Annotated in this window: 18 protein-coding genes; 8 read left to right on the top strand and 10 right to left on the bottom strand. The window is 64.9% G+C overall.

What is annotated here, in order from left to right:
• Window positions 1-6: 6 nt before the first annotated feature.
• Window positions 7-1,395, bottom strand: coding sequence for a hypothetical protein (locus B2747_RS09020; protein WP_291159381.1), 1,389 nt, complete (start codon window positions 1,393-1,395; stop codon window positions 7-9).
• A 13-nt stretch (window positions 1,396-1,408) separates the two neighbouring features.
• On the bottom strand, window positions 1,409-4,525 hold the full coding sequence (locus tag B2747_RS09015) for a SusC/RagA family TonB-linked outer membrane protein (protein ID WP_291159379.1): 3,117 nt from the start codon (window positions 4,523-4,525) through the stop codon (window positions 1,409-1,411).
• 303 nt (window positions 4,526-4,828) lie between these two features.
• Between B2747_RS09015 and B2747_RS09010 the strand changes: the two genes are divergently transcribed.
• Genes B2747_RS09010 through B2747_RS08995 form a run of 4 tightly spaced genes read left to right on the top strand, consistent with a single transcriptional unit; the run spans window position 4,829 to window position 11,235 of the window.
• Entirely contained in the window at window positions 4,829-5,725 is an 897-nt protein-coding gene (locus tag B2747_RS09010) for an ABC transporter ATP-binding protein (RefSeq protein ID WP_291159377.1), read from the top strand.
• Window positions 5,722-9,372: an ABC transporter permease/M1 family aminopeptidase gene (locus B2747_RS09005; RefSeq protein WP_291159374.1), complete on the top strand. Its 3,651-nt coding sequence runs from the start codon at window positions 5,722-5,724 to the stop codon at window positions 9,370-9,372. Before B2747_RS09010 ends, B2747_RS09005 begins: the two co-directional genes overlap by 4 nt.
• Window positions 9,373-9,412: 40 nt before the next feature.
• On the top strand, window positions 9,413-10,354 hold the full coding sequence (locus B2747_RS09000) for an alpha/beta fold hydrolase (protein ID WP_291159372.1): 942 nt from the start codon (window positions 9,413-9,415) through the stop codon (window positions 10,352-10,354).
• Window positions 10,355-10,371: 17 nt separating this feature from the next.
• Entirely contained in the window at window positions 10,372-11,235 is an 864-nt protein-coding gene (locus B2747_RS08995; protein WP_291159369.1) for a matrixin family metalloprotease, read from the top strand.
• 128 nt (window positions 11,236-11,363) lie between these two features.
• On the opposite strand, the gene B2747_RS08990 is transcribed toward B2747_RS08995, so the two are convergent.
• The 3 genes from B2747_RS08990 to B2747_RS08980 are packed head-to-tail and all read right to left on the bottom strand — an operon-like array spanning window position 11,364 to window position 13,974.
• On the bottom strand, window positions 11,364-12,518 hold the full coding sequence (locus B2747_RS08990; RefSeq protein WP_291159366.1) for a PDZ domain-containing protein: 1,155 nt from the start codon (window positions 12,516-12,518) through the stop codon (window positions 11,364-11,366).
• Window positions 12,519-12,542: 24 nt separating this feature from the next.
• Window positions 12,543-13,376 carry a hypothetical protein gene (locus B2747_RS08985; protein WP_291159363.1) on the bottom strand — a complete coding sequence of 278 codons (834 nt, stop codon included), beginning with the start codon at window positions 13,374-13,376 and terminating at the stop codon, window positions 12,543-12,545.
• A 22-nt stretch (window positions 13,377-13,398) separates the two neighbouring features.
• Entirely contained in the window at window positions 13,399-13,974 is a 576-nt protein-coding gene (locus tag B2747_RS08980) for an RNA polymerase sigma factor (RefSeq protein WP_291159360.1), read from the bottom strand.
• 114 nt (window positions 13,975-14,088) lie between these two features.
• Between B2747_RS08980 and B2747_RS08975 the strand changes: the two genes are divergently transcribed.
• Window positions 14,089-15,669, top strand: coding sequence for a serine hydrolase domain-containing protein (locus B2747_RS08975; protein WP_291159357.1), 1,581 nt, complete (start codon window positions 14,089-14,091; stop codon window positions 15,667-15,669).
• Between the two features lie 151 nt (window positions 15,670-15,820).
• Here B2747_RS08975 and B2747_RS08970 read toward each other — a convergent pair whose 3' ends face one another.
• Complete coding sequence (locus tag B2747_RS08970) at window positions 15,821-17,080, bottom strand: hypothetical protein (protein WP_291159354.1); 1,260 nt, start codon at window positions 17,078-17,080, stop codon at window positions 15,821-15,823.
• Window positions 17,081-17,109: 29 nt separating this feature from the next.
• Window positions 17,110-19,053, bottom strand: a complete 1,944-nt coding sequence (locus tag B2747_RS08965; RefSeq protein ID WP_291159445.1) for a serine/threonine-protein kinase — start codon at window positions 19,051-19,053, stop codon at window positions 17,110-17,112.
• A 131-nt stretch (window positions 19,054-19,184) separates the two neighbouring features.
• Between B2747_RS08965 and B2747_RS08960 the strand changes: the two genes are divergently transcribed.
• Entirely contained in the window at window positions 19,185-19,712 is a 528-nt protein-coding gene (locus B2747_RS08960; RefSeq protein WP_291159351.1) for a sigma-70 family RNA polymerase sigma factor, read from the top strand.
• 56 nt (window positions 19,713-19,768) lie between these two features.
• Here B2747_RS08960 and B2747_RS08955 read toward each other — a convergent pair whose 3' ends face one another.
• The gene (locus B2747_RS08955; RefSeq protein WP_291159348.1) at window positions 19,769-20,596 is read right to left on the bottom strand and encodes a CsgG/HfaB family protein; all 828 of its coding nucleotides are present in this window, start codon (window positions 20,594-20,596) and stop codon (window positions 19,769-19,771) included.
• Between the two features lie 304 nt (window positions 20,597-20,900).
• On the opposite strand from B2747_RS08955, the gene B2747_RS08950 reads away from it, so the two are divergent.
• Complete coding sequence (locus B2747_RS08950; RefSeq protein ID WP_291159345.1) at window positions 20,901-21,302, top strand: metal-sulfur cluster assembly factor; 402 nt, start codon at window positions 20,901-20,903, stop codon at window positions 21,300-21,302.
• On the opposite strand, the gene B2747_RS08945 is transcribed toward B2747_RS08950, so the two are convergent.
• On the bottom strand, window positions 21,287-21,862 hold the full coding sequence (locus B2747_RS08945; protein WP_291159342.1) for a signal peptidase II: 576 nt from the start codon (window positions 21,860-21,862) through the stop codon (window positions 21,287-21,289). The genes B2747_RS08950 and B2747_RS08945 overlap by 16 nt on opposite strands.
• 259 nt (window positions 21,863-22,121) lie before the next feature.
• The gene (locus B2747_RS08940; RefSeq protein WP_291159339.1) at window positions 22,122-23,345 is read right to left on the bottom strand and encodes a ribonuclease D; all 1,224 of its coding nucleotides are present in this window, start codon (window positions 23,343-23,345) and stop codon (window positions 22,122-22,124) included.
• A gap of 73 nt (window positions 23,346-23,418) precedes the next feature.
• Between B2747_RS08940 and B2747_RS08935 the strand changes: the two genes are divergently transcribed.
• On the top strand, window positions 23,419-23,964 hold a 546-nt coding region (locus tag B2747_RS08935; protein WP_291159335.1), incomplete at its 3' end, for an AI-2E family transporter.

Genomic DNA, 23,964 nt, shown 5'->3' with positions numbered 1-23,964 from the left:
AGCTGATTACGGATTGCGGTCGATGCAGCCTGTGAAGTTGGGGTTGTTTCGCTCCGCCTGCACGACCGGGAGGTTGACGTCAGTACCGTAGTTGCCGCCCTTGTAGTGCACGCCCTGCGGGAAGACCGTGGCTTCCGTCCGGCCGTATTGACGAATCAGTCGTCGCATATCCCCGAGTCTCTGGCCACGACTGAAGGTCCAGAACGCCTTCTCCCGGAAGTGGAGCGACACTCGCGCCGCCTCGCTCCCCGGATCAACGAGGGCTGGCATGGCGGCCGGTTGAATTTCCCCCAGCTTGGGCGGTGCGGCACGCAGCGCGTTGTGGATGCCCAGCCACTGCGTCACGTTGCCCGCCCGCAGCGCGACTTCGGCTTCGATCATGCGCGCGTCGATGCCATTGGCCACGTCTACCGGCGTCAACTGCTGCCACATCGTGGTGGTCCGTGCATACGTCTGGCCATCCTGGCCGTTAATCGCCCCCGAGGTGCGGATAGTCACCGGCAAACGCGGATCTCCAGCGGAGGCAAAGGGCAGCGCGTTTGTCACCCGGATGTTTCGTGCGTTGCCTTCCACACTGTCGCCGACGCTGTACCGTCGGGCACTCAGCCCCTGACCCCAGATGGTGTTGTTGCTGGTGGTGAGAGAGAAGGTGTGCTGGTACGCGAAGCTGCTGGGGATACCCGTCACGAAGCCCGCCGCTTCCGTGAACGCACCGAGTGCCAGCGCCACGCGGCCGCGAGCCACGCGTGCGGCCCGATTCACCTGCACCGAGGTGGCGTCAGTGCCCGTGGCGGTAGCGATGGCGCTGTCAAGCGAGGCGGCCGCGTACTGAAAGACCTGCTGGTTGGTTTTCGGTGTTTCGTTGCTGGGCTCGGGGCTGCCGAGATTGTTGATGGGGATGCCGTTGCAGAAGTCCAGCGCGAGCTGCATCTCGGCAAATCCGCGCGCCAGATACATCTCGCCGATCAGCGCCGTCGAGTTGGGACTGTACTCCCGAAGCGAAGCGATCGCTTCGTTAGTCCTTGTGCGCACGCGGTACAAATCCCGGAGCATGCCAGTGACCGAGGAGTTGAACTCCTGAATGAAGCGCTGATCCGTTTCGTCGTTCTGAATGAACGTCGAACTGGTGGACCATTCGTCGGCCAGCAGCCCGCCGAACAACCAGGTGCTTTCGCCGCCACCCGTGATGCTGCGGAAGGTGGCGATGGCGCCATTCCCCAGCGCAATGGCGCCGTCGGCGTTCACGATGTCGGTCGGGTTGATGATGTCCGGATCGGTCACGCCAAGGAGCCGATCGTTGGCGTCGGAGCAGGCAAGCAGCGGGAGGAGGAGTGCAGCGCACGCGCCGGCGACGCGCTTCCCGAGACGCCGGCCCTGCAGTCGAATCGATGTCATGGCTCGGGTCTCCTCAGAAGCCGATGTTGACGCGCATGATGAAATAGCTAGGCGGTGCGACGGTCTGGAACTCGCTGGGCGCGTCCGTCCCGTTGGTGGTATTGAAGCCCGATTCCGGATCAGACCCGCGATAATTGGTCCAGAGGCGCAGGTTGCGGGCCGTCAGGACCAGTGACAGCGATCGCCCACGCACCAGACGCCGCGCCCAGTCATCCGTGAAAGTGAACTGCGCGGACGCTTCGCGCAGACGCACGAAGGCACCCGTCTGCAGGTAGCCATCCAGCGTCCGCGCCTCGTGCTCGTTGGCCGCGATGTTCATGGCCTGATCCTCGAAGGAGGCATTCAGGTTGTTGCGACCGCTGCAGTTCGGCCGCGTGCAGCGGATGCGCTCCGTGTTGTTGTACCAGCGTCCGCCACTGCGCCAGTCCCACATGGTCTGCACGCGCAGCTTGCGATTCAGGAAGTCGAAACCGTTGATAAGCGTGGTCATGTAGCGCGGCGTCGCGTAGCCGCGGAAGATGGCCGAGTCACCGACGAAGACTTCATTGCGCGCTGCGTCCGTCCAGTAGGTGAGCAGTCCATCGCCGTTCTTGTCTTCCCAGCCGGTGATGGGACGCGCCCAGTAGCCACCGATGGGATACCCGGCGATGGTCCGCGTGGTGGTTCCGATTTGCGGTGGCGTGTCCCCAAGGGAGACTACCTTGTTGTCATTGGCCGAGGTGGCAATGTTCACATCCCATCCGAATGCGTTGCGCTGTACGAGCTGGGCGTTGACGGCAACCTCGAGTCCCGCGTTCTTCACCGAGCCGAGGTTGCGCAGCTGCGACGTCACCGAGCCGAAGGAGGGCGGAAGCACGGCGCTGATGAGTGCGTCCGTGGTGATCTTGCTGTAGTAGGTGACATCGAGGCTGAGGCGGGAGTCGAGCAGCTGACTCTCGAAGCCCATTTCATGCTCGGCGGAACGCTCGGGCTTGAGATCTTCGTTGCCCAGGGCCGCCTGGATGATGGTGGGCTGATCGGCATTGTTGATGCTGGTGATGTTGGCGGAGTAGAACCGTAACGCGTCATTGGGCCCCGGCTGGACACCCGACTGGCCGTAAGCATAGCGCAGACGCATGGTGTTCACCCACGAGGGCGCCCTCCACCAGTTCTCCTCGGAAATCAGGTACGATGCCGAGGCCTTCGGGTAGACGATGCTCTGAAAGTTCGATCCGAAAGCCGAGTTCTGATCGCTGCGTACGGCCGCGGTCAGGAAGAGTCGATCACGCCAGGCCAACGCCTGCTCGATGAATGCCCCGAAGGTCTTCTGGACGGTGGTTCCTTCACCCACGGACAGCTGCGTGCCGGATCCGACACTCTGAGAACCAGGCGCGAGCTGTTCCGAGCCGGTGGATGAGCTGGTGAGCTTGAACGCGATGTACTGCGCGCCCACGGTGGTCTTGTTGGAGAAACCGAGGGCGTTGTACTGCGCCGTGGAGCCAAAATCCACGGTGAAGTTGTTGATGTTCACGCGCCCGAGGCCGCGCGATCCGAGGCGCGTGGTGGCCGTCAGCGGCGGACCCTCACCGCGCAGCAGCAGATTCTCGTCATTCCGGTTGGTCCAGTCGTTGCCCACCGTGGCGCGAGTGCTCAACCAGCTGGTCGGACGGAAGTTGGCCTGACCTGACCAGATGAAGCGGTTCACTTCCTGACCGGTCTTCTCCTGCCACATGTACCCAGGCGTCCATCCGCGGTAGCCATTGAGCGGAGTGCCCAGGCCTGACACGTTGCCGTTGTCGCGCGTACCGGGACCACCGAACACGTGCGATCCGAGACCGGCGGTGGAGTTCGACTCGAGCGAATACCGCTGGCCAATGTTGATGAAGTTTGTGGCCATGCCGAGATCAAGCTTCGGCGAGAGCGTGGCGTTCAGGTTGGATCGCAACGACCGGCGCCCCATGCTGTTGGGGCGTTCCGTCCACGGCCGAATGGGCGTGCCCTCCGCCTGGAGGCGCGCCCGCTCGAAGTCGGGCAGTTGCAGCACGCCCACCTCGTTCTCGTCTTCCGCAGAGACGAAGTAGCGGACGCTCTCGGTTCCACCGGACACCTGAACGCCGATCTGCCGGCGATTGCCGCGACCGAGCGGAGTGAGGTCCGGTTCCTCGAAGATGTTGAGTGCGCTCGTCGAGTCGGGCGCACATTCGCCGCGTCCGACACGCTGCAGGTTGCAGAAGCTGCGCGACGACACCGTTTCACCGGGACGCTTGCCCCAGAGCGAATAGGCCGTCGGATACCAGTTGCGATCGTAGACCGTGCCTTGCTCCGCGTACGTGCTCCATCGCGCCGCGCCAGCCCGGCCCTTCTTGGTGGTCACGAGAATCACGCCGTTGGCGGCATCGGTTCCATAGAGCGTGGCCGCCGACGGGCCTTTCACGATTTCGATGCTCTCAATCTCTTCCGGATTGAGATCACCGACACGGCTCGGATTGTTGCCGCCGGTGTTCCCGCCGGCGCCATTGCCCGTGGGGGTGGAGAAACTCGCGTTGTTGCTGGTCATCCGGATGCCGTCGATGATCCAGATTGGCTCGTTGTTAAGACTTACCGAGTTCATGCCGCGCACACGGATGCGGGCGCCGGTGCCGGCCTGCGTTCCACTCGTGACAGTCACACCGGGTGCGCGGGAGTTGAGCAAGTCATTCATGTTGCCCACCGGCGCCGCTTCGGTGACCTTGGCGACATCGATGTTGGCGGTGGCATTGCCAATTTCAATGCGCCGCTGCTCACCCGTGGCGGTGGTCACGACAGCGGCGAGGTTCACGGCCGCCGCCGTCAGGCTGACGGTCAGCTCCTCTGTTCGCCCGGCCACGATCGTGACGGGGCGGGACTGTTCGGTATACCCCACCCGCAGGACACGGACCGTATAAGTGCCGGGCACCAGGGCACGGAGCAGCAATCGGCCTTCAGGCGTGGTCTGTCCACCGAAGTTCGTACCAACCAGAAAGACCCGGGCCGCTTCGATCGGCCGCTGATTGGCCGCATCATTGACGCGGACGTTCAGAGCGCCGGTGGTGGTCTGTTGGGCCGGGACTGACGTGGTGCCGATGGCCAACAGCCCCGCGAGCGCCACAAGTGAGCGCCACGAGTGGTGCATGAGCGTGTCTCCTGGATTGTGGGATATGGAACACCGGCCGATGCCGGGAGGAACGCTGAGGTCGTGCGGCGCGGCTGATACGCGCGGCGAACGTTCTGAGACGAACGACTGTTCCGTCTGGGCCCTTATCTACACGTCTAAGCGGCGGGCTCTGCGGTTTGTCCCAGCGTCGGGACCCCTAGACAATAGCACCTTTTCTTTGAGTCTGCCGGAATGCGGTCCCAATGGAGGTTGAAACCTGGCTGAGGGCTACTCGTACTTTTTGCTGCAAAGTACTTTTAGGCATCCCTTCGCACCGTAGCCATGACCCTCCGCATCGAACACGTCTCCAAGACCTACGCCAACGGCGTGCACGCCCTCCGCGACGTGTCCCTCCGGATCGAACCGGGCATGTTCGGCCTCCTCGGACCCAACGGCGCGGGCAAGTCCACGCTCATGCGCATTCTGGCCACGCTGCAATTACCGGATACCGGCAGCGTGCATCTGGGCGACATCGATCTGCGACGTGACCCGGACGCCATTCGCCAGCGACTCGGCTACCTCCCGCAGGAATTCGGCGTGTATCCGCAGGTGAGCGCCGAGGCGCTGCTCGACCATTTCGCGGTCCTTGAAGGCATGAGCGCACGGGGCGAGCGACGCGACGTGGTCGAGGCGCTGCTCAGACGCGTCAATCTCTGGGACGTGCGCAAGCAGAAGCTCGGTGGCTACTCCGGCGGCATGCGCCAACGCTTCGGTGTTGCTGTGGCGCTGCTGGGCAACCCGGAGCTGCTCATTGTCGATGAACCCACGGCGGGACTCGATCCGGCCGAGCGGGTACGATTCTTGAATTTGCTGGCCGAGCTGGGAGAGCGCAGTGTGATTCTGCTGTCCACGCATATCGTCGAAGATGTGAGCGAACTGTGCACACAAATGGCCATCATCGATCATGGCGAGATTCTGCTCGAGGACGCACCCCTCACGGCCATGCAGCATCTGCGCGGGCGCATCTGGCGCCGTGTCGTGCAACGCAGTGAGCTCAGCGCCATCGAACAGATGCACCATGTCATCTCCACCAAGTTGTTTGGTGGCCGTCTCGTTGTGCATGTCCACAGTCACGAGCAGCCGGGTGCCGGCTTTGAGCCTACCGAGCCCGATCTCGAGGACGTGTACTTCTGCACGATGGCCGGACACATCGGCGCCCGGTCAGTGGTGCCGGAATGAAGACCTGGCAGACCTTCCGCTTCGAGCTGGCGTATCAGCTTCGTCGCCCCTGGCCATGGCTTGGGTTTGCAGCCCTGTTCGTCTTCACCTTTCTCTTCTCGCGCGATGGCGTTGTGCCCGTCACGCTGGTGAAGGACTTCAGTATCAATGCGCCGTTCGTGGTCACTGCCGCCACCGTTATCACCAGCCTCCTCTGGTTGCTGGTGGCCGCACCGATTGCAGGTGAAGCGGCCGCGCGTGACGTGCAGACACGCATGGATCAGTTGCTGTTCACCAGTCCGGTCGGCAAGGCGGAGCACCTGGCGGGACGATGGCTGGCCGCGGTGTGCCTGAACGCCTTCGTGCTGCTCGGCACGCAAGCCGGCGCGGTGGCCGCGGTACTCATTCCCGGCGTCGCGCCGGAAATTGTCGCGCCGCTCCGCCTCGGAACCTATGCCGCGGCCTTTGCCTATGTCGCGCTGCCCAACGCCCTGGTTGGCACCACCATGCAGTTTGCCGTGGCACTCTGGAGTGGGCGTCCCATGGCCAGTTGGTTTGCCAGCTTCGTGCTGCTCTTTCTGGCGGTACCGGTGAGCGGATTTGTGGCCATGCCACTTGGCCTGCCCACCATCGGCAGGCTGACCGACCCGATGGGATTCATTGCCATCTGGAACTCTCTGCTGCTCGAATGGACCATCGCCGAGAAGTACACCCGCGCTTTCACTCTCGAGGGCGCGGCGCTGTACAATCGTCTCGTGTGGCTTGGCATTGCCGCCATGGTGTGGGCCCTGGTGTACACACGCTTCCGGTTCGCGTATCGCACGCCATATCAGGTGAAAAGCCGGTGGTTCAACGCGCGCACGCGGCAAACAACGCAGTACACGGACGCGCGTGCACACATCCCCGCGGTTCAGCGTGCGGCATCCGCTGATAGCCACACCCAACAGGTGCCAATCGCAACTCGCGGCTCCGGCGTCAGTACACGCTGGCTGCAGCTGCGCCGCATCGCCTCGATGTCCGCGGTGTCCCTCATGCGCAGCCCGGCTGGCCTGTTTCTGCTGACCGTGTTCCCTGCATTCCTGCTGCTGGTGGTGACCGTCCAGCTCCGCGTGCTCGACGTGCCCATTCTTCCACGCACCGGCTACCTGCTGTCCAAGTACCTCACCGGCGCCACGCTCAAGCCGGAGAACTTCTGGCTGCTCGTACCGCTGCTCATTCTGTACTTCGCCGGCGAGTTGCTGTGGCGTGAGCGGGACGCGCGCCTCGCCGATGCACACGACACCGTCGCTGTGCCACCATGGGTTCCGTTGGCGGGGAAGTTCACTGGGCTTGCGCTCGTGATTCTGCTGGTGCTCGCCACGACGATGGCTATCGGTCTGTTCACCCAGGTCCGACTCGGCTACGCACGCCACGAACTCGGGCTGTTCACGTTTGTGCTGTTCGGTCTGCAGTTTCTGGACTATCTCCTGCTGGCCGCCCTTGCCTTTGCCGTACATACGTTGGTGAACCAGAAGTACGGCGGACACCTGCTGGCCGTCGTGTGTTATGTGTTCCTGCTGCTTGCTCCACGTTTTGGCGTCGAGCATCCGCTGCTGCGCTATGCCAGCAGCCCACCTTGGAGCTACACCGACCTGCGCGGCTTCGGCGCATCACTGGGCCCGTGGTCATGGTTCCATGTGTACTGGACCGCCTGGGCCATGCTACTGCTCGTCGGCACGACCCTGCTCTGGCCACGTGGACGGGAGACCGCCATCAAGACTCGCCTGCTGCAGGCTCGGGTCCGTTTTCGCCGAGGCACGCTCGGCCTGACGGCACTGGGCGGCGTCGGCGTGGCGGGAAGCGGGGCGTTCATTTTCTACAACACCAACGTGCTGCACGTCTATCGCAACAGCGATGCGCAGGCGGCACTCGCGGCTGAGTACGAGCGGCGCTTCGGCGCGCACGCCAACGAGCCGCAACCCAGCATTGTGTCGACCCGACTCGAGGCCGATCTCGAACCCTCGGCCCGGCGAGCCACCGTGCGTGGCACCTATGTGTTGCGCAATCGTCACTCGGAGCCGATCCGGGAACTGCACATCGAACGGGCCTTCGGTGTGCGCACCACGCTGCAGCTGAGCCGAACCGTCCAGCGCATTGATTCCGCGCCGGCGCTTGGCCACGAGGTGCATGTGCTGGCCACGCCGCTCGCGCCGGGCGATACGCTGACGTTGTCGTTCCAAGTGCGTGCCACGCCAAGTGGATTCCGTCATACGGGCGCGGTAAACGCCATTGCAGCAAACGGCACACACATCACCAGCGCTTTGCTGCCTTCGCTGGGCTACCAACCGCTGCGTGAGTTGATGTCACCGGACGATCGCCGGGCCGCCGGCTTGCCGCGCAAGGTCACGCTCCCCACTCCCGACGATGTGCACCCCAGCATGTTGGCTGGTGACGCGGGCCGCTTCGAAGCCATGGTGAGCACGGACACAGATCAGGTGGTGGTGGCCCCGGGTATTCTGCAGCGCACGTGGATCGAGAAGGGACGGCGCTGGTTTCACTATGTCAGTGAAGAGCCCATCGGCGGCCTCCATCAGATTTTCTCTGCGCGCTACGCAACCGCCACGAGTCGCTGGCGTGACGTGGACATCAGTGTCTTCCATCACCCGGCGCACACCCAGCAGGTGGACAGGCTGACCGCCTCGGCGCGCGCGACACTCGAATACTTTTCCACGCAGTTTGCCCCCTATCCGTACCGCTTCCTGCAGTTTGTCGAGCAGCCGGCGCCGGGAATGGGGATGGGGGTCGATGGCAGTGGCGTGGTGACGGTGCTTGAGGGCGCTACACTCTTCAACGCGCCAGTGGGTGGTATCGACGGCAGTTTCGAGATTGCGGCGCACGAGGTGGCGCATCAGTGGTGGGGAGGCATGCTCACACCCGCGTTCGCGGAGGGGGCCATTCTGCTGTCGGAGAGTCTGGCCTGGTACTCCGCCATGCGTGTCATCAGGCAGGAGAAGGGGCAGGAGGCACTGCGGCAGTTCATGCTGACCATGCGTGAGCCGTCACCCTGGCCGCCCATGCGCACGGGGCTGCCGCTGCTGCGCGCCATTGATCCCTATGCCGGCTACCGGCGCGGGCCGTTCGCGTTCTATGCGCTCAGTGAGTATGCCGGGGAGACGGCGGTGAACACCGCGCTGCAGCGACTGATCGCACGGCACCGTGGAGCAGCGACTGGCGGCAGCCGGCGCACAGTGGCCACCACACGGGATCTTTACCACGAGTTGCAAACGGCGGTGCCAGATTCCCTGCACTCGCTGCTGCACGACCTGTTCGAAACCACCACGTTCTGGCACTTCGACACCAAGGCCGCCAACGCCAGACCCCTCGCAAACAGACAGTGGGAAGTCACGCTCGACGTGAGTGCGCGCAAGGTGCGGGTGGATACGTCCGGCAAGGAAACCGAGGTACCGATCGGCGAGTGGGTGGAGCTCGCCGTATTTGCTGAGGCAGCCCCCGGTCAGGTCCTCGGCAAACGCTTGTACTTCGGCCGTCATCGACTTCGCGCCGGCACGCAGCGCATCACCGTCGTCGTGAACGGCAAGCCCGCCCGCTGTGGCGTGGATCCATACAACCTGCTCGACTGGGAAGAGGGTGATAACATCGAGGCCATCACGTTGGAGAGCGGGCGCTGAGGCATTCGTTGTCGCTCCGCTGGTTGCTTAGACTTGTTTCGTGGCTTCCCCTGCCCTTTCCCGCTACCTCGCCTTCCGGCGGTCGCTCCCCCCGCGGCCGCCGCTCGAGGCGCTCACCGTACGCGCGCGCGGTCTCGACTTCGCGGTCTACCGCACGCCAGCAGTTGGCGACACCCTTCCGCTGCTCTGCATCAACGGTGGCCTGATATTCGATCACAGCCTGCTCTGGCCGGCGCTCGCGCCACTGGCGGCGCATCGTCAGCTCATACTGTACGATCAGCGCGGCCGCGGCGGGTCGCAGGTACCGCCCGGCATGGGCGCCAGTCGCATTGAGTTCGATGCGGGCGACGTGTCGGCACTGCGTGAGGCCCTGGACGTTGCGCAGTGGGATGTACTGGGCCACTCGTGGGGTGGTGGCATCGCCATGCTGGCCACCGCCATGGACGTGGCACACAACCCTCAGGCCGTACGCCGTCTGGTGCTGGCCAACGCCGTGGGAGTGACCAGTCGCTGGCTGCCGCCTCTGCACGCGGCGGGGCTCGCACGATTGCGCGCCGAAGGGCATCCGGAAGATCACCAGCGCCTTGCTTCAATGGACGAACAGTCGCTGCAGCAGCCCGGCATTGCTCACCACGCCGCCTACGCACGCGCCTATTTCCCCGCCTGGTTCTGGGACCAGCAGTTCGCGCGCAATGTGAACCCGCCGCTCGGGAGCAGCGAGACGGGCTCGCACGTCGTGGCCCGGCTGCGCCGAGAGGGCTACGACTGGACCGACCGCCTGCGTGACCTGCCCGTTCCGACACTCGTCGTGCATGGTGCGGCCGACCCGTTGCCGCTCAGCGAGGCCGAACACACAGCCCAAACGCTGGGACGCGCACGATTGGTTGCCATTCCCGAGGCGGGCCACAACCCGTTCTGGGAAGCACCCGACGAGTTCTTTGCCACGGTGAATGCCTTCCTCGCGGAGCGTGACACCGACTGACCCTCTGCATCGCCGCCATGAAGACCGCCGAAACGCTGCTTGCCTGCTGTGTCGTGGGTTTGGCGTGTTTCATTGGCGGTCAGGCGGTGGGCGCCAGCCGGGCGACCTCGCGGCGCAGCACCGCCATCAGTGAGCAGGCCGGTGGCGCCATCGTCATTCCCGGTGCACGCAAGTTTCTCCCCCCAGACAGTGGCAGCGAAAGCCGCATCCCCAACGCGCCCCTGACCCTCGGAGGCGCGCCGCACGCGCAGGAACTGCTCGTAGCCAGTCCGTTGCTGCGCGCGGCCGACATGCCGCGACTCACCGCCATGGAAATGCGGCAGCGTGTGAGTCAGGGTGCCGCCGGCACCTACGTGAATGACGTGCTGCTCTCGCGGGACTCCACGCTGGCACGTTGGCCCGATCGCAGTACCGCACCGCTTCGGGTGTGGGTGCAGGAGGCGGAAGGCCTGGAGCGCTGGACACCGGAGTTTCTCCCAGCCGTCCGTGATGCGTTCGACACCTGGGTGCAGGTCGGAATTCCGGTGCGGTTCACGTTCGTCGTGGATTCCGCCAGCGCCGACGTGCGCGTCACCTTTGTGTCGGGATTCTCGACTGGCATCAGCGGGCGTACGGTGTGGAGCCGCGACGCCAATTACTGGATGGTATCGAGCGAGATTCAGTTGGCGGTGGCCGACCCGGCCGGGAGCGGATTCACACCGCCGCAAATGCGGGCCATTGCGCTCCATGAAGTCGGACACTTGCTCGGCCTCGATCATGCGGCAGGCAGTGAGCATATCATGTCTGCACGCATTCGCGTGCGGGAGTTGAGTGAAGGAGATCGAGAGACTGTTCGGCTCATTTACTCGCTGCCGGCGGGGAGTTTGAGAGGTGGGAATTGAGCGGTGAGAATTGAGAAGTGAGAATAGAGAGGTGGGACTTTGTAAGGTGTGAATGCGTAAGGTGGAACTGCGGGAAGGAACGGCGGGCGAGATTGCCGCAGTCGGGGTTGTCGTAGTCGCAGTCGGGGTCAGCGCAACGGCAACACCACCAGACGCGTACCGGCCGAACCGGACTGCACCTGCAACTGCGGACGAGGACCGGAAGTCTGCAGGAGACGACGCAGAGAGGCCACATCCCGCACCGCCGTGCCATTCACACTGCGCAACACTTCACCGGCACGCAGGCCGGCCTCGGCGGCAGGTGATCCCGGCGGCACCCGCATCACCAGCACGCCCTTCTCGAGCCCGAGGGTCTGGGCGAACTCTTCGTCGATGTTGCTGAACTGCGCGCCGGCCAACACCATCGAGCCGGCCGGCAAGGCATAGCTGCCTCCCACCGGGCCCGGGCCCTGCGCTGAACGCAGGAAGATCATGCCACGCACCGGCTCTTCCACCATGCGCGGCGCCACGGTCACGTTCACATCGCGCGCCTTGCCGCTCTTGAGCACCCGGACACGGACGGACTCGCCCGGCACGAGCATGGCCGGATAGTTGATGGCCAGCTTGGTCAGGTCGCGGCCGTTGTACGACAAGAGCGTGTCGCCGGCCGCAAGACCGGCGCGCGCCGCCGGCGACCCGACGTCCACCGTCTCCACCATGGGGTACTCGCAGTGACTGGTCATTACGCCCTCGGGCGTGACGACACGCAACTGCACACCGCTCAGCGTCACACCGAAGTAGCCATCGCCACCGGCATGGTTGCGCATGACGCGGGCCTCGGCCTCACTGGCCAGAGCCGCCACCTGCGGCTGCAGCGTGCGAATGACGCTGGGGATATCGGGTCCGAACATCCGCACCGTCATGGTGCGCTGTTCACTGCCGTCCGCGTTGCGCTCGATCACCACACGCACCAGCGAATCCAGGCCGCGCTGCATCTGCACAATGCGCTGCAGCTGATCACGCTCCATCGGCTCCGACATCTCGAACGTGAAGGCGGCACTCTCCAATTCGCGCTTGAGACGCAGCAAGGCAAAACCTTCCGGCGCCCCCACCAGCGCCGACGGCTGCGCCATCAGCTCTACACAGGCATTCGGTGCCGACGGTGCGCCAGTCGTTCGCGATACGATGCGAGGCGCCGAACGCACGGTGACCGTTTGTGCCTCCACGACAGACGCCGACAGCGCCGTCAGCCACAGCGCCGCGCCTGTCAGCGCCGCGCCCGCCACCACGCGAGATACGTTCACTCCGGACATCATCAGCAACGCTCGTCAGTAACGCTCGATGGTCTTGTTCACGGGCAACGTGCCCATGAGCTGCTGCAACGTGGCCTCGCGCGCCGTGTAGGCGGCGAGATAGTACTGGTTGAGCACCGGATCCTGCGGCGCATCGCGCAGCGCGGCGCGCGACGCCGCCATCATCTGATCCAGCGCCGCGAGACGCGCACGGAACACTTCGGAGTCGTGCTGCACCGTGTCGTTGGCCGCCAGCCACAGCGACGCGCGCTCGTAGTCACGCTGCGCACGCTCGAGCACCGTGGACGCCTCCTCTACGCTGGTGAAGCCGTTGGTGTTGGCCACGGGCAGCATGCCGGCCGACAAACCGAGCGACTCGGCCACGGCCTCCTGCGACGCGCGAGCGAGCGACAGACCGTTGGACGACGGACCGGTGAGGCGACCGAAGGTGGCGCCGGTGGCAAGAAGCAACGCGGCAGCCGCGGCGAACTGCAAACGGCGGAACAGCACACTGCGGGAGCCTGCCGTGCGGGAGCGCTCGTCCGGAAGCCTTGCAGCGGAAGCCATGCGCAGTGCGGCGGGTGAAGCAGTAGCAGCCGTGGTCTGCACGTCGCGCGCACCCTCGTCCCGAGCCAGCCCCGTGGCAATCTGCTCCCATGACACCAGGCGCGGCGCCGTATGCCCCGCGTCCTCTGCGGCGGCCTCCGCCACCAACACCCCGTGCGCCAGATCGACCAGGCGCGCGATGGCCTCCTGCTCGGCGCGACACGAGGCGCAGGCCGACAGGTGGGCCAACTCCTCGTCGGTAAACGGCTCGTGATCAAACGCCGCGAGGCGCTCGGCATCGAGATGAAACGACGTCGTGGTCATATCCGGGTACTCATGCGAAAACTCAGGGTGCGGCATAGCTGCGATCCAGTCCGGCAGGCGGTGACATCGTGTCCACCAGTGGAGCGAGCAGGCGACGCAACTTCGCGCGCGCCTTGAACAGCTGCGACTTGCTGCCGCCCGGCGTAATGCCGAGCTGCTCGGCGATTTCTTCGTGCGTAAACCCTTCCACATCGTGCAGGTAGAACACCGTGCGCGCGCCGGGCGAGAGCTGCGCGGCCGCAGCCTCGATGTTTTGCGCCAACATGCGTCGTTCGGCGTCCTGCTCCACGATCACGGAGTGCTCCTCGATTTCCGATTCCACGGCGGCCGTGCGCTTCACGGGCCGCAGCGCGTTCAAGGTGCGGTTGATGGCCACCCGATGGATCCAGGTGCTGAACTTCGCGTCGCCCCGCCAGGACGGGAGCGCGCGAAAAATCTGGATCCAGACCTCCTGCGCGATGTCCTGCGCGAGGTCGGGATCTCCGGCAAGTCGACGGACGACCGCCTCCACATGCGGCGCGTGCTGATTCCACAGCAGCCGCATGGCGCGTTCGTCACCGTCGATCGCCCTTCGGACGATAGCAGCGTCGGTCTCCATGGGTTCCATCGAATCTGTCACCAGCGCCGCCCGAAATGGTTGCCTGTCACGGGCATGAGCCGTCCGGGGTATTGACGGGTATCACTTTTGGCCTTAGATGCCGAGGGGCACCTGATGGGGTCGCTGTCGTCCCCCGCCCTCCGGCCCGTTCTCCTCTCGCCCTACGGACGGCATCGCATCGTGTTCCTGCTGACCACCCTCCTGACCTTCGCGGCCGCCGACGTCACGCACGTGGCACGGCCTGGCCTGGGGTTTGGCGGCGGTCTCCCTGAGCGGGAGCCGGCGGCAGTCGGCATGTCGGCCGAGCGCCTCGGCACCATCGATCGGGTCGTGCAGCGTGGGGTGGAGGCTGGCGGGTATCCGGGCGCCGCCGTGGTGGTGGGTCGCAAAGGCTACAGTGTCTGGTCGCGGGGCTTCGGCACGCTGGACTGGACGAAGAAGACCCGCGTCAGCGCCCAGGAAAGCGTGTACGACGTGGCCAGCCTGACCAAAGTCGTGGCCACCACCACCGCCATCATGATCCTGGTTGACCAGGGCAAGGTGGACATCAGCGCGCCAGTATCGCGCTATCTTCCCGACTTTTCTGGTGGCTTGAAAGACAAGGTCACCGTCGAGCACCTGTTGACGCATCACTCGGGACTGCCCGCGGGGCGTGAGCTGTGGCGGATTGCCGACACGCCGGCCGAAGCCCGCGCCGCCGTGTTGGCCGCGCCAATCCAGTGCGCGCCGGGTCGCTGCTATGCGTATTCCGATCTTGGCGCCGACCTGCTGGGCTTTGTCGCCGAAGCGGCCAGCGGCCAGCCACTCGACACCTTCCTCGAGCGCCAGGTCTTCACCCGGCTCGGCATGAGCGACACCCGATTCCGGGTGGGCGCCGCCGACGTGGGCCGCACGGCGCCAACGGAAATTGCTCCACCGCGCGGCTATCCGTTGCGCGGTGAGGTGCACGACGAGAACGCCTTTGCCCTCGGCGGCGTCGCGGGCCACGCCGGGCTGTTCAGCACGGCCACCGACCTGTCGGTGTTCGCGCAGATGATGCTCGACGGCGGGACCTACAACGGCGTGCGCATCGTCAGTGAGGCCACCGTCGACCGCTTTACGCGGCGCACGGCCGGTCACCGGGCGCTGGGCTGGGATACCTGCGACGGGGGCGCCGGCTGCGGCCAGTACATGTCCACGCGGGCCTATGGGCACACGGGGTTCACCGGCACGTCGCTCTGGATCGACCCCGATCGCAACATGTTTGTCATCCTGCTGACCAACCGGGTGCACGCCGCCAAGGCGCGCCGCCCGAGTCAGGTCATTGCCGACGTGCGCAATGACCTGGCTGACGCGGCGGTGCTGGCGGTGATGGACGACCCCGACGGGGTCCGCGCGATGCCGGTGAGTTTCCGTGCCGACGTAGCCAAGGACTGGAATCGTCCGGTGCGCACGCGCGCGTCGTCGGCGGCGGCTCGCCGTCGGGCGGCAGCGGCGCGGGCGGCGGCAGCGAGGAAAGCAAAAGCCAACAGCGGGAGCGCCAAGTCCGGAAGCAAGACGTCCGGGAGCGCCAAGTCGAGCAGCGCCAAGTCGAGCAGCGCCAAGTCGAGCAGCGCCAAGTCGAGCAGCGCCAAGTCGAGCACAGCCAAGAAGGCCAGCACGACCAAGAAATCGACCGCCAAGAAGCCGGTCGCCAAGAAGGCGTCCACCAGGTAGGCAGACCGGTACGAAGTAGTCCCTACACGCTCTTGGGGCGCCTCTGGGAACGTTCAATTCTGAACGAGAAACTGATCATGCCAGAGGACAATTGCCAGCGAGTATGTATGGTGAGGTGAGCTCGGCCCCCTGCCAGTCGAGTTCAAAGACACTACAGCACTTTGAGCCAGGACCATCTCCAATCGCCGCGCGTGGCACAAATTGCGAGGCGAGGATTGCCTGTAATCACAGACGCGACTTTGGCCATGCCGTAGACCAAACCCCGAGCGGGATTCGAGAACGACGGTTCGCCCGCGTCCTGCGCTTCCAGGCTTGACGAGAGCAGGCGCTGTTCAGTTGCGCTGAGCGCCAATTGACTACGTACATGCGCAAGTATGGCACGATCCTCCGCCGTTGGCCCGAACAACTTGCGAGAATTGGACAAACACGAGACCAGCGGCTGATACCTGAGATTCATGGCGCGTACACCTCGAGGCATGCCAGAGTCGAGCAGGGCGTCGCTAAACTGAGTGACGGTCGTTGCGGGCGACTCGAATGCCCCCTCCTTTTCTCCGATTGCATTGCGTGACGCGTCCACCTGCGACGAACTTCGTGGCAGCGCCCCTCGCAGACGCAAGAGCTGACTCAACTGATTCCGCCCGATATTGATCATCAGACGAGCGTCGAACTGGTCCTTCGGACTGCTCGGGTTGTCCAGGAAAACAAAGCCAAGGGACACGATTGTCCGAAGTGCCGACTCGGCCGCGGCGTAGTCGTCACGGGATACATACCACGCCGACCGCACAACACCGGCGACAGCCAGCCGATACACGGCGTGGTCATCGTTGTTCGGCAGGGCCCCAATTGATGTGTTGGACCATGACGCTGCCCCGAACCGTGCGCCGAGCACGTCGACCGACTTGGCGCGGGCGACGAGGTCGACATCCTGCCAGAGCGGACGCGTGGCAACATGCTCGAGCCAGGCGAGCTGTGCTTCGTTCAGTCCGCCCGTGGCAGTCTTCAGGAGCTCCGTGTGATCGGGCATCCCTTTGCTACGAGATAGAACGTCGAAAAGGCGTACATCGGGTGATGTGAGTGTGGCGATCGCGGCGATCGCTTGCGAGTGGCCAGCCGCCACCCGTCCGTCCTTCGGACGAACCGGAAGCACGCGCGTGAGCGCAGCTCCAGCTGACTCAGGGGTCACCGACGGGTCACGTGGCAGCGTGAAGTGCCGTTCGCGCGCGATACGCTCGCGCTTCATTGGCGAATCAGTCCGTATGGCAACGGCATCAGCGGGTACAAAGGCCACAACGACGACCGGTATGGCAAGCATGAGACCCGCCCCAATGGCGAGATCGCGTAGCCAGAGGAGGGTGCGCGACTTTGAAGTCGTGGTCAGCGGAGCATGCAATTCGCCGGAACTCTGCGGCAACGTGCTGGGGGAGAACCACCTGTTCTGCATCAGTCCACCCGCCGGCGTTCAGTGCACCCTTCGTCAAGCGGCGCGTTTACTTCGCCAGCCTGAGCGGTCTCAAACACATCTTCCACCTCACGGGTCGCCTCAAGGTGTCGCTGAATGTGCCGATGCAATTCGGTCGCGCCTCGGAGGCTCGTGGTCACTCCCTCAATCGTCGCGACGTTGGCATGGAGCCGCAGGAGGTCGAGCCTCATGCGCTCGAGCGCGCCGACCGTTTCCTCAAGCTGCCTCGCCACATGCTCTTGCTCCGCAACGATGTCCGCGACGTCGTCTCCGCTCATGCTGGACATGAGCAACTCGTCGAGCCGCTTCCCTCGGTCGCGCAATCGCGATGCGCCTTCCTGGAGACCTTGGAGGACTTCCGGTACGTCACGGAGAGAGCGGCGCACGTCTGCCGGGAGCGATGTAAACAACGACTCCGATGCCAGGCTCAGCGACAGCTCCGTGGCGCGGTGCGTCATCGAAAGCGAAACCGGCGCGGCCCCGCGCAGGCGACGGGCTATGTCAAAGCTCCACGCGCCCACGCGCCCGGACCACAGGCTCCGCCAGAACTGAGTATCCTCGCTCTGGCCAAGGCGTGCTGCCACCCAGCCCAGCTGCGCGAACAGGGCGAGAACAAACAGCACACCCATTAGTGCGTACACGGCGTCGGAAACGAACCCTTCGGGGCCTATTGCTATCGCGAGTGCCGTGGTAAGCGAGGCACCCGCGATGATGCGCAGGCTTGCCGCACTGACGCGCTGGAGGCGGGCAAGTGCGGGGCGCGGGCGTAGTCGTCGCTCCTCGCGAAGCATGACGAGCTCCGCCTCAAAAGCGCTGACCACGTCAACGTGTTTGAACCCGTCACCCAGCAATCGGAGGGCATTACGGATTACGAACACCACCGCCGCCATGACGATGAATACATATCCTACCGCAATCGACCAGATACCGAGCGCGCTGGCGGTGGCCCACATCGGAACACAAGCCGCCAGCAGAACGCCTACCGTACCCATGCCGTTGGTACGAGAGTCCCGTTTGACAAAGGCGCGCAGCACGGCGGGAAGTTCTCGTCGTTCGGCCAACACCTTCCCCAACAGTTCGGCCACTTGGTGCGCATCGCGCGGTCGATCCACACGCGCCTTCGCAAGGCATTGCGCCACCACCTGTACGAGGTAGCGGGGCATCGGCAGTCCAACCGCTGCCATGGACGGCGCCGGTTCGGCAATATGCCTCGAGAGGACCTCAAGATCGCTTCCCTCGAACGGCGGCCGGGCGGTAAAGGCGAAGTACGCGGTGGCACCAAGTGCATACAGATCGCTGCGGGCGTCGAGCTCACCACCCAACACCTGCTCGGGGCTCATGAATGCCGGGGTACCGATGACCCCATCGGACCGTGCCCCCACAGCGGCGGCGATACCGAAGTCAGCCACGATGGCGCGGCCGCTGTCGATTTCGATCAGGATGTTGTCCGGCTTGATGTCACGGTGCACGACCCCCTGTGCATGCGCGTGGGCGAGTGCCCACGCGACCTCTCGAAGCAGGCGGGCCCCTTCACGTGGCGCCAGAGGACCTCGCACCGCGACCCGCTGCGCCAATGACTCACCGTCCACGAAGCCCATGGCGTAAAAAACATGGTCCTCGACCACATCAACGGCATAGATGGGGATGATGTGCGGATGGGCGAGACGCGCGGAGGTACGGGCCTCTCGCAGAAAGCGTTCCCGGGTCTGCGGGTCGGCGGCTAAGTCGGGGGGCAGCACCTTGATGGCAACCTGCCGGTCAAGTCGCACCTCCCGGGCGAGATAGACGACGCCGTTACCCCCACGCCCAAGTTCTCGGTCCAGTGAGTACCGACCCGCCAGTGCCTGCTGCAGCGAGAGGAATAGCGGATCAGTCTGGCTGGCCTTAACCGCGACGTTCGCATTGAAGAGTACGGATTTGGGCATCACCGGTCGAGACTCCTCACGGGGGCCATGGGTCACCAACTACGAAGCAACCCACCGTTGCGGCCGCCTCTGTCGTCGTCGAGTGGAGACTGTCTCAGCACCAGGTCCAACGACGTCGAATCACCATGCCCATGACTTCCGATGCCATGCCGAATTCCTCGGTGATTCTTCAGGTCGCGGATGCCCTGACGCGCCAGATTGAGGCACGATTCCCGCAATACTCCGCCTATGCCCCGGATGCGGTCCAGCACGCTCTTGTGAAGTTCAGCTTGCAGGACCCCAAGCCCGATCATCCGGAGGCGTGGCTGGCGCGGGTGGCTCACAATGCCATGCTCGACCATGTCCGCAGCAGCGAGCGGTCGCCGGTGGAGTTCGGCACCGTCGATGAAGCGGCTGCCGCCGTCGGGCCGCCGACGCTCCATCACACAACGACCCGCACACTCAACGCTGAGCTGGTTCACCGTGTGCTGGACACTTTGCCGGAGCGCGACCGGGCTTTGTTGCAGGCGATGTACATGCACGGAACCTCGGCTCGCGAACTTGCCGCTGAGCACGGCCTCAAGGAAAGTGGTATGGGCCGCATCATGGATCGCGCCCGAACAAAGTTTCGGGAGCAATTCCGGCACGCTGTGCAGACGTACCGACAGGGTCGCTCCTGACGAATCGGGGCAGCGTGAGACTGCCCCGCGCCTGGTCGTCTGCTCCAGAAGACCACTCATGGGTCGAGCGCGCCCTTCTGCTGCTGGTCCACCAGCTTTACGGTGAGGTTGGCCGCGCTAATGGCGAGCGCCTCGGCAATCCGCTTCTCGCGTTCTCCCGTAGTCGACTTCGACAACAAGCCACCGAAGACACCACCAGCGAGACCGACGCCGGCGACACTCCTGCTCTTGTCACCCTCGACGGCGCCTTCGGTCGCAACTGAGGCAAGAACTTCGCCAGTTTCGGCATCCACCACTCGCAATGTCATGCCGATTTCGTAGACAGTCTTGCCGCTCCCGACACTAGTCACCACGCCCTTGGTAGCGCCGCTGACCACGCCTCCAGCAATGGCGCCCCACCGGCTCTTCTGCTTCGACACGCCGAACTTGGTGATCGCACCGGTCACGATGAACTGTGCGCCGGCCAGTTTACCCGCTTGGGGGCCGTCCGCGCTTACCTGCTGCTCTGCCTTGACTTGATCAAGCACGCGGCGCTCAAGCACCCGGAAGCGCTGCGTGTTCATCAGCTGTTCGGTGAGGAGGTCGGCGGCAGCGCGCCCAAGGTTGGCGCCGGTCGCCTGCATGGTGGCGTTCGGGTCACCGCCGCGCAACGCCATCGCGAGCGCCGCGAAGGAGTTCATCTCCTCGAGCTGTTCCTGTGTGGGCACCACATTGAACTCAAAGGGCTGTACGACGACCTTCGGCCGTTGGTTGCGCGGAAGGGCCTCGAAGGGCGAGACAGGAGAATCGGTGCCAGCGCTCGGCCCTTGCGCCCGGACACGCTGCGGGGGAACGGTGATGCAGGCGAAACCAACGAGGGCGGCGACCATCGTGAAGCGATGCATAGCTAAGCTCGGGAGAGTGAGGAGTCGAGTTCGGGCGACCCATGGTCGCCGCTTCACCTCCCTGACGCCGACAATGTAGAAACATGGACAGCAGCTCAATCGGGCCTTGTCGGTACCTACTGGAACTCTCTGCAAGCAGGCCGAGGAATCATCGCGACAAACACAGGAAGATCAACCACTTAGGATTGTTCAGGCTTCTCAGGACCGGCTGATCTGCATCCGGCCGATCTAGCGGTTCAAGGTCTCGGTGTTCACGTGGTACCGCCCAGCGAACCTCTGTGGCCCGGTCCTGCTATTATTCGGCATGGACATTCAGGCCGACAACGGCGCGGACAGCAGCGCCGACAGCACCGCAGATAGCGCAACCGATACCGGCGCCGCCGACAGCACGGCGGAAAGCAGCACCGGCGCCGTGTCCGCCGATCAGGCGCGCATCGCACTCCGGCGGGTCAAAGACCCCGAGCTCAACCTCAACATCGTCGACCTTGGACTCATTTACGAGGTCACGGTGGACGGCTCAACCGTACGCGTGGACATGAGCCTCACCTCGCCCGGCTGTCCATCGGGCCCCGAAATCATGTCCGAGGCCGAGGAGCAGTTGCGCGGCTTGCCGGGCGTCAGCGACGTGGTCATGAACCTCGTGTGGTCGCCGCCCTGGACGCCCGAGCGTATCGAGCCGCGCGTGCGCGCCTACATGGGATTCTGAGAGGGGTTGGCACGCAACACACGCAGCTGCGCCGCGCGCTCTTCGCGCACCAGGCGCAGCAGCGTGAGTGCCACCGGGGCCAGCATCAGCGCGCCACCCCACAGGAACAGGTCGGCCACGTTGGCCACCATGGTGGAATCAGCCGACAGACGCACCGCAATGAAGTCGGCCACGCCCGGCGGCCCCGCCACGATGCTGGCCAGATTGCCCAGCGCCCCACCCGTCACCATGCCAAGCGCCAGCGTGGCGCGCGCATCCACCTGCGCCATGGGTCGCACCACGGTCAGCACCAGCCACAGCGCCAGGACCGTGACCAGGACGTTGATCGAGGCCGTGAACGGCCCCACCGACACGCCGCCCGTCACCCCCGTGTTCCACACCAGGAAGAACGCCAGTCGCTCGGTAAGGTCGACGTAGCCCGACGTACCCAGCAGGCGAACAGCCAGCGCTTTGGTACCGAGGTCGGCCAGCATCGCCAGACCGGCCACCGCAGCAAAGCGGTGCACGAGGCGATCGCGCCAGAACGTCGATGGGGTCGGGACTGCGGTGGGAGCGGACATGGGACCGGGGGCTGAAGAGTCAGGTCTGCTGCCCAGTACCATTGCACCGACCGTGCCGGAGCCATGTGCGCCAAGTCACCTCGGCTTTGTGCCCGACGAACTGCTATAAGCAGCTGTATCGCAATGATTTACCTGTATGCCACAGTTGAGATTGTTCCGCTAGCAGGAACGACACTTTGCCCGAACACAATCGTGATGCCCCGCCAGCCCTACACCACCGTGGCGTCGGCGCCGCACTACCCGCCAACGCCCGTCAGGTTCACTCCGGCTTGTACGGTGAGTCGTCGTCCGACGAGCGTGGCGGCGCGGCGGCGGCAGGAGCCGGTGCTGGAACGACGACCGATCCGCCCCCAGTCCCGAGGGTCTTCACGAACGCAGCGCCCAGCACTTCCACCTGCCAGCGGCGCAGTTCGGGAATGGCCTCGAACTCCTCCACATCGCGCGGCCGACGACGGGCCACCGCCTCCATGCGATCGCGCGAACACAGCACACCCGGGTCGAGCTCCAGTTCGGCCGCCACCCGGTCCCGCACGGTCTTGAGTCGGGCCACCCGCTCGTCGAACTCGGGGTCCTTGTCCCAGCGGGGTGACTTGGGGAAGCGCGGCAGCTCCTGATCGGGCACCGCATTGCCGCGCGCCACCGCTGCCAGCGCGTCCTGCACTCGCGCGTCATTCATGCCGCGCGGAAATCCCTTGGTGGCAAACAGCGCCTCGCGGGTGCCGGGCGCCGAGCGCGCGAGATCGAGCAGCACCTCGTTGCTCGCCACACGGAACGTGGCCCGATCGAGTTCGGCGGCAATGCCGTCACGCCACTGCACGAGCTCACGCAAACGGGCGAGTTCACGGCGCGTGAGATCGCGCGCGCCTTTGAGCTTGAGGAAGGCCTGCTCTGACCCGTCGCTTTCCCAGCGTGTGCCTTCGGCGCGCGTGAATTCTTCCTGCGCCCAGTGCCAGCGTCCCTTCTTCACCAGGTCCCGATGCAAGCGATCGCGCAAGCCGAGCAGATGCCGCGTGTCCTGCGCCGCGTAGTCCAGCATGTCGGCGGTGAGTGGACGCATGCTCCAGTCGGCACGCTGATGCTTCTTGTCCAGCTTCACGCCAAAGAACTGCTCGAGCAACGCCGCCAAACCAAAGGCCTTGATGCCCAGCAACTGCGCCGCGACCCGTGTGTCGAACAGATTGCGCACCTGCCAGCCATAGTCCTGATGCAACAAACGCAGGTCGTAATCCGCGTCGTGCAGCACGACCTCCACCTTCGGGTCTTCAATCAGCGCACCGAGCCTCGCCGGCGTGCCGATGGGCAGCGGATCGATGACGGCTTCGTGATGCGTCGTGGAGAGCTGCAGCAGATAGATGCGGTCGACGAAGCGATGGAAGCTGGCCCCTTCGGTGTCGAGCGCGATGGCCGACACACCCGACAGGCCGCTGAGAAAGCGGTCCACCGATTCGGGCGTATCGAGATAAAGTGGGGCGGTTGCGGACATGTGTGACATAAGGTACACCAGAGGGCAGGGCGGAGGGCACCCGCAACACGCTGCCTGACGCTACCTTGGTCACATGCCGCCACTCGACGAATCCCTGCTGCCCTCTCCCCTGCCCCCCGAGCGCCGCGGATGGCGATCGGGCGACCTGGTGCGCGCTGCCACCATCGCGTTGGCCGTCTGGTTCGGCATGCAGCTCTTCTGGTCCGTTCGGTCCCTCGTCATTCTCGTCTTTCTGGCCACCCTGTTCGGACTGGCCGTTGGGCGCGGGGTGGACTATCTCGAGCGCTTTCGCATTCGCCGGGGCATCGCGTCAGCGCTCATTGTCCTCACCACCCTGGGCGGCATCTTTGGCGTGCTGTCCCTGACCGCCCCCACGTTGCTGGAGCAGGGGAAGCAGCTGCAACGGGAGTTCCCTGAGGCCATCGGCAAGGTCCAGCAATGGATCGACAGCCGCCGTGGTGGCCTCATGGGCACCCTCATCGAGCAGGCCAGCGGGCCGCCCACGTCACCCGCCGCCGACAGCACGGCCGCCAGCCCCACCCCCCCGGGCACCCGCCCCGCCCCGGGCGCCGGGTCGGCAAGGCCGGCCGGGGCTGCAACGGCGGCCGATACCAGCCTC

Origin of the sequence: Gemmatimonas sp. UBA7669, assembly GCF_002483225.1 — a bacterium.
Taxonomy (GTDB): domain Bacteria; phylum Gemmatimonadota; class Gemmatimonadetes; order Gemmatimonadales; family Gemmatimonadaceae; genus Gemmatimonas.
This window is presented reverse-complemented; position numbering and strand designations above follow the sequence as displayed.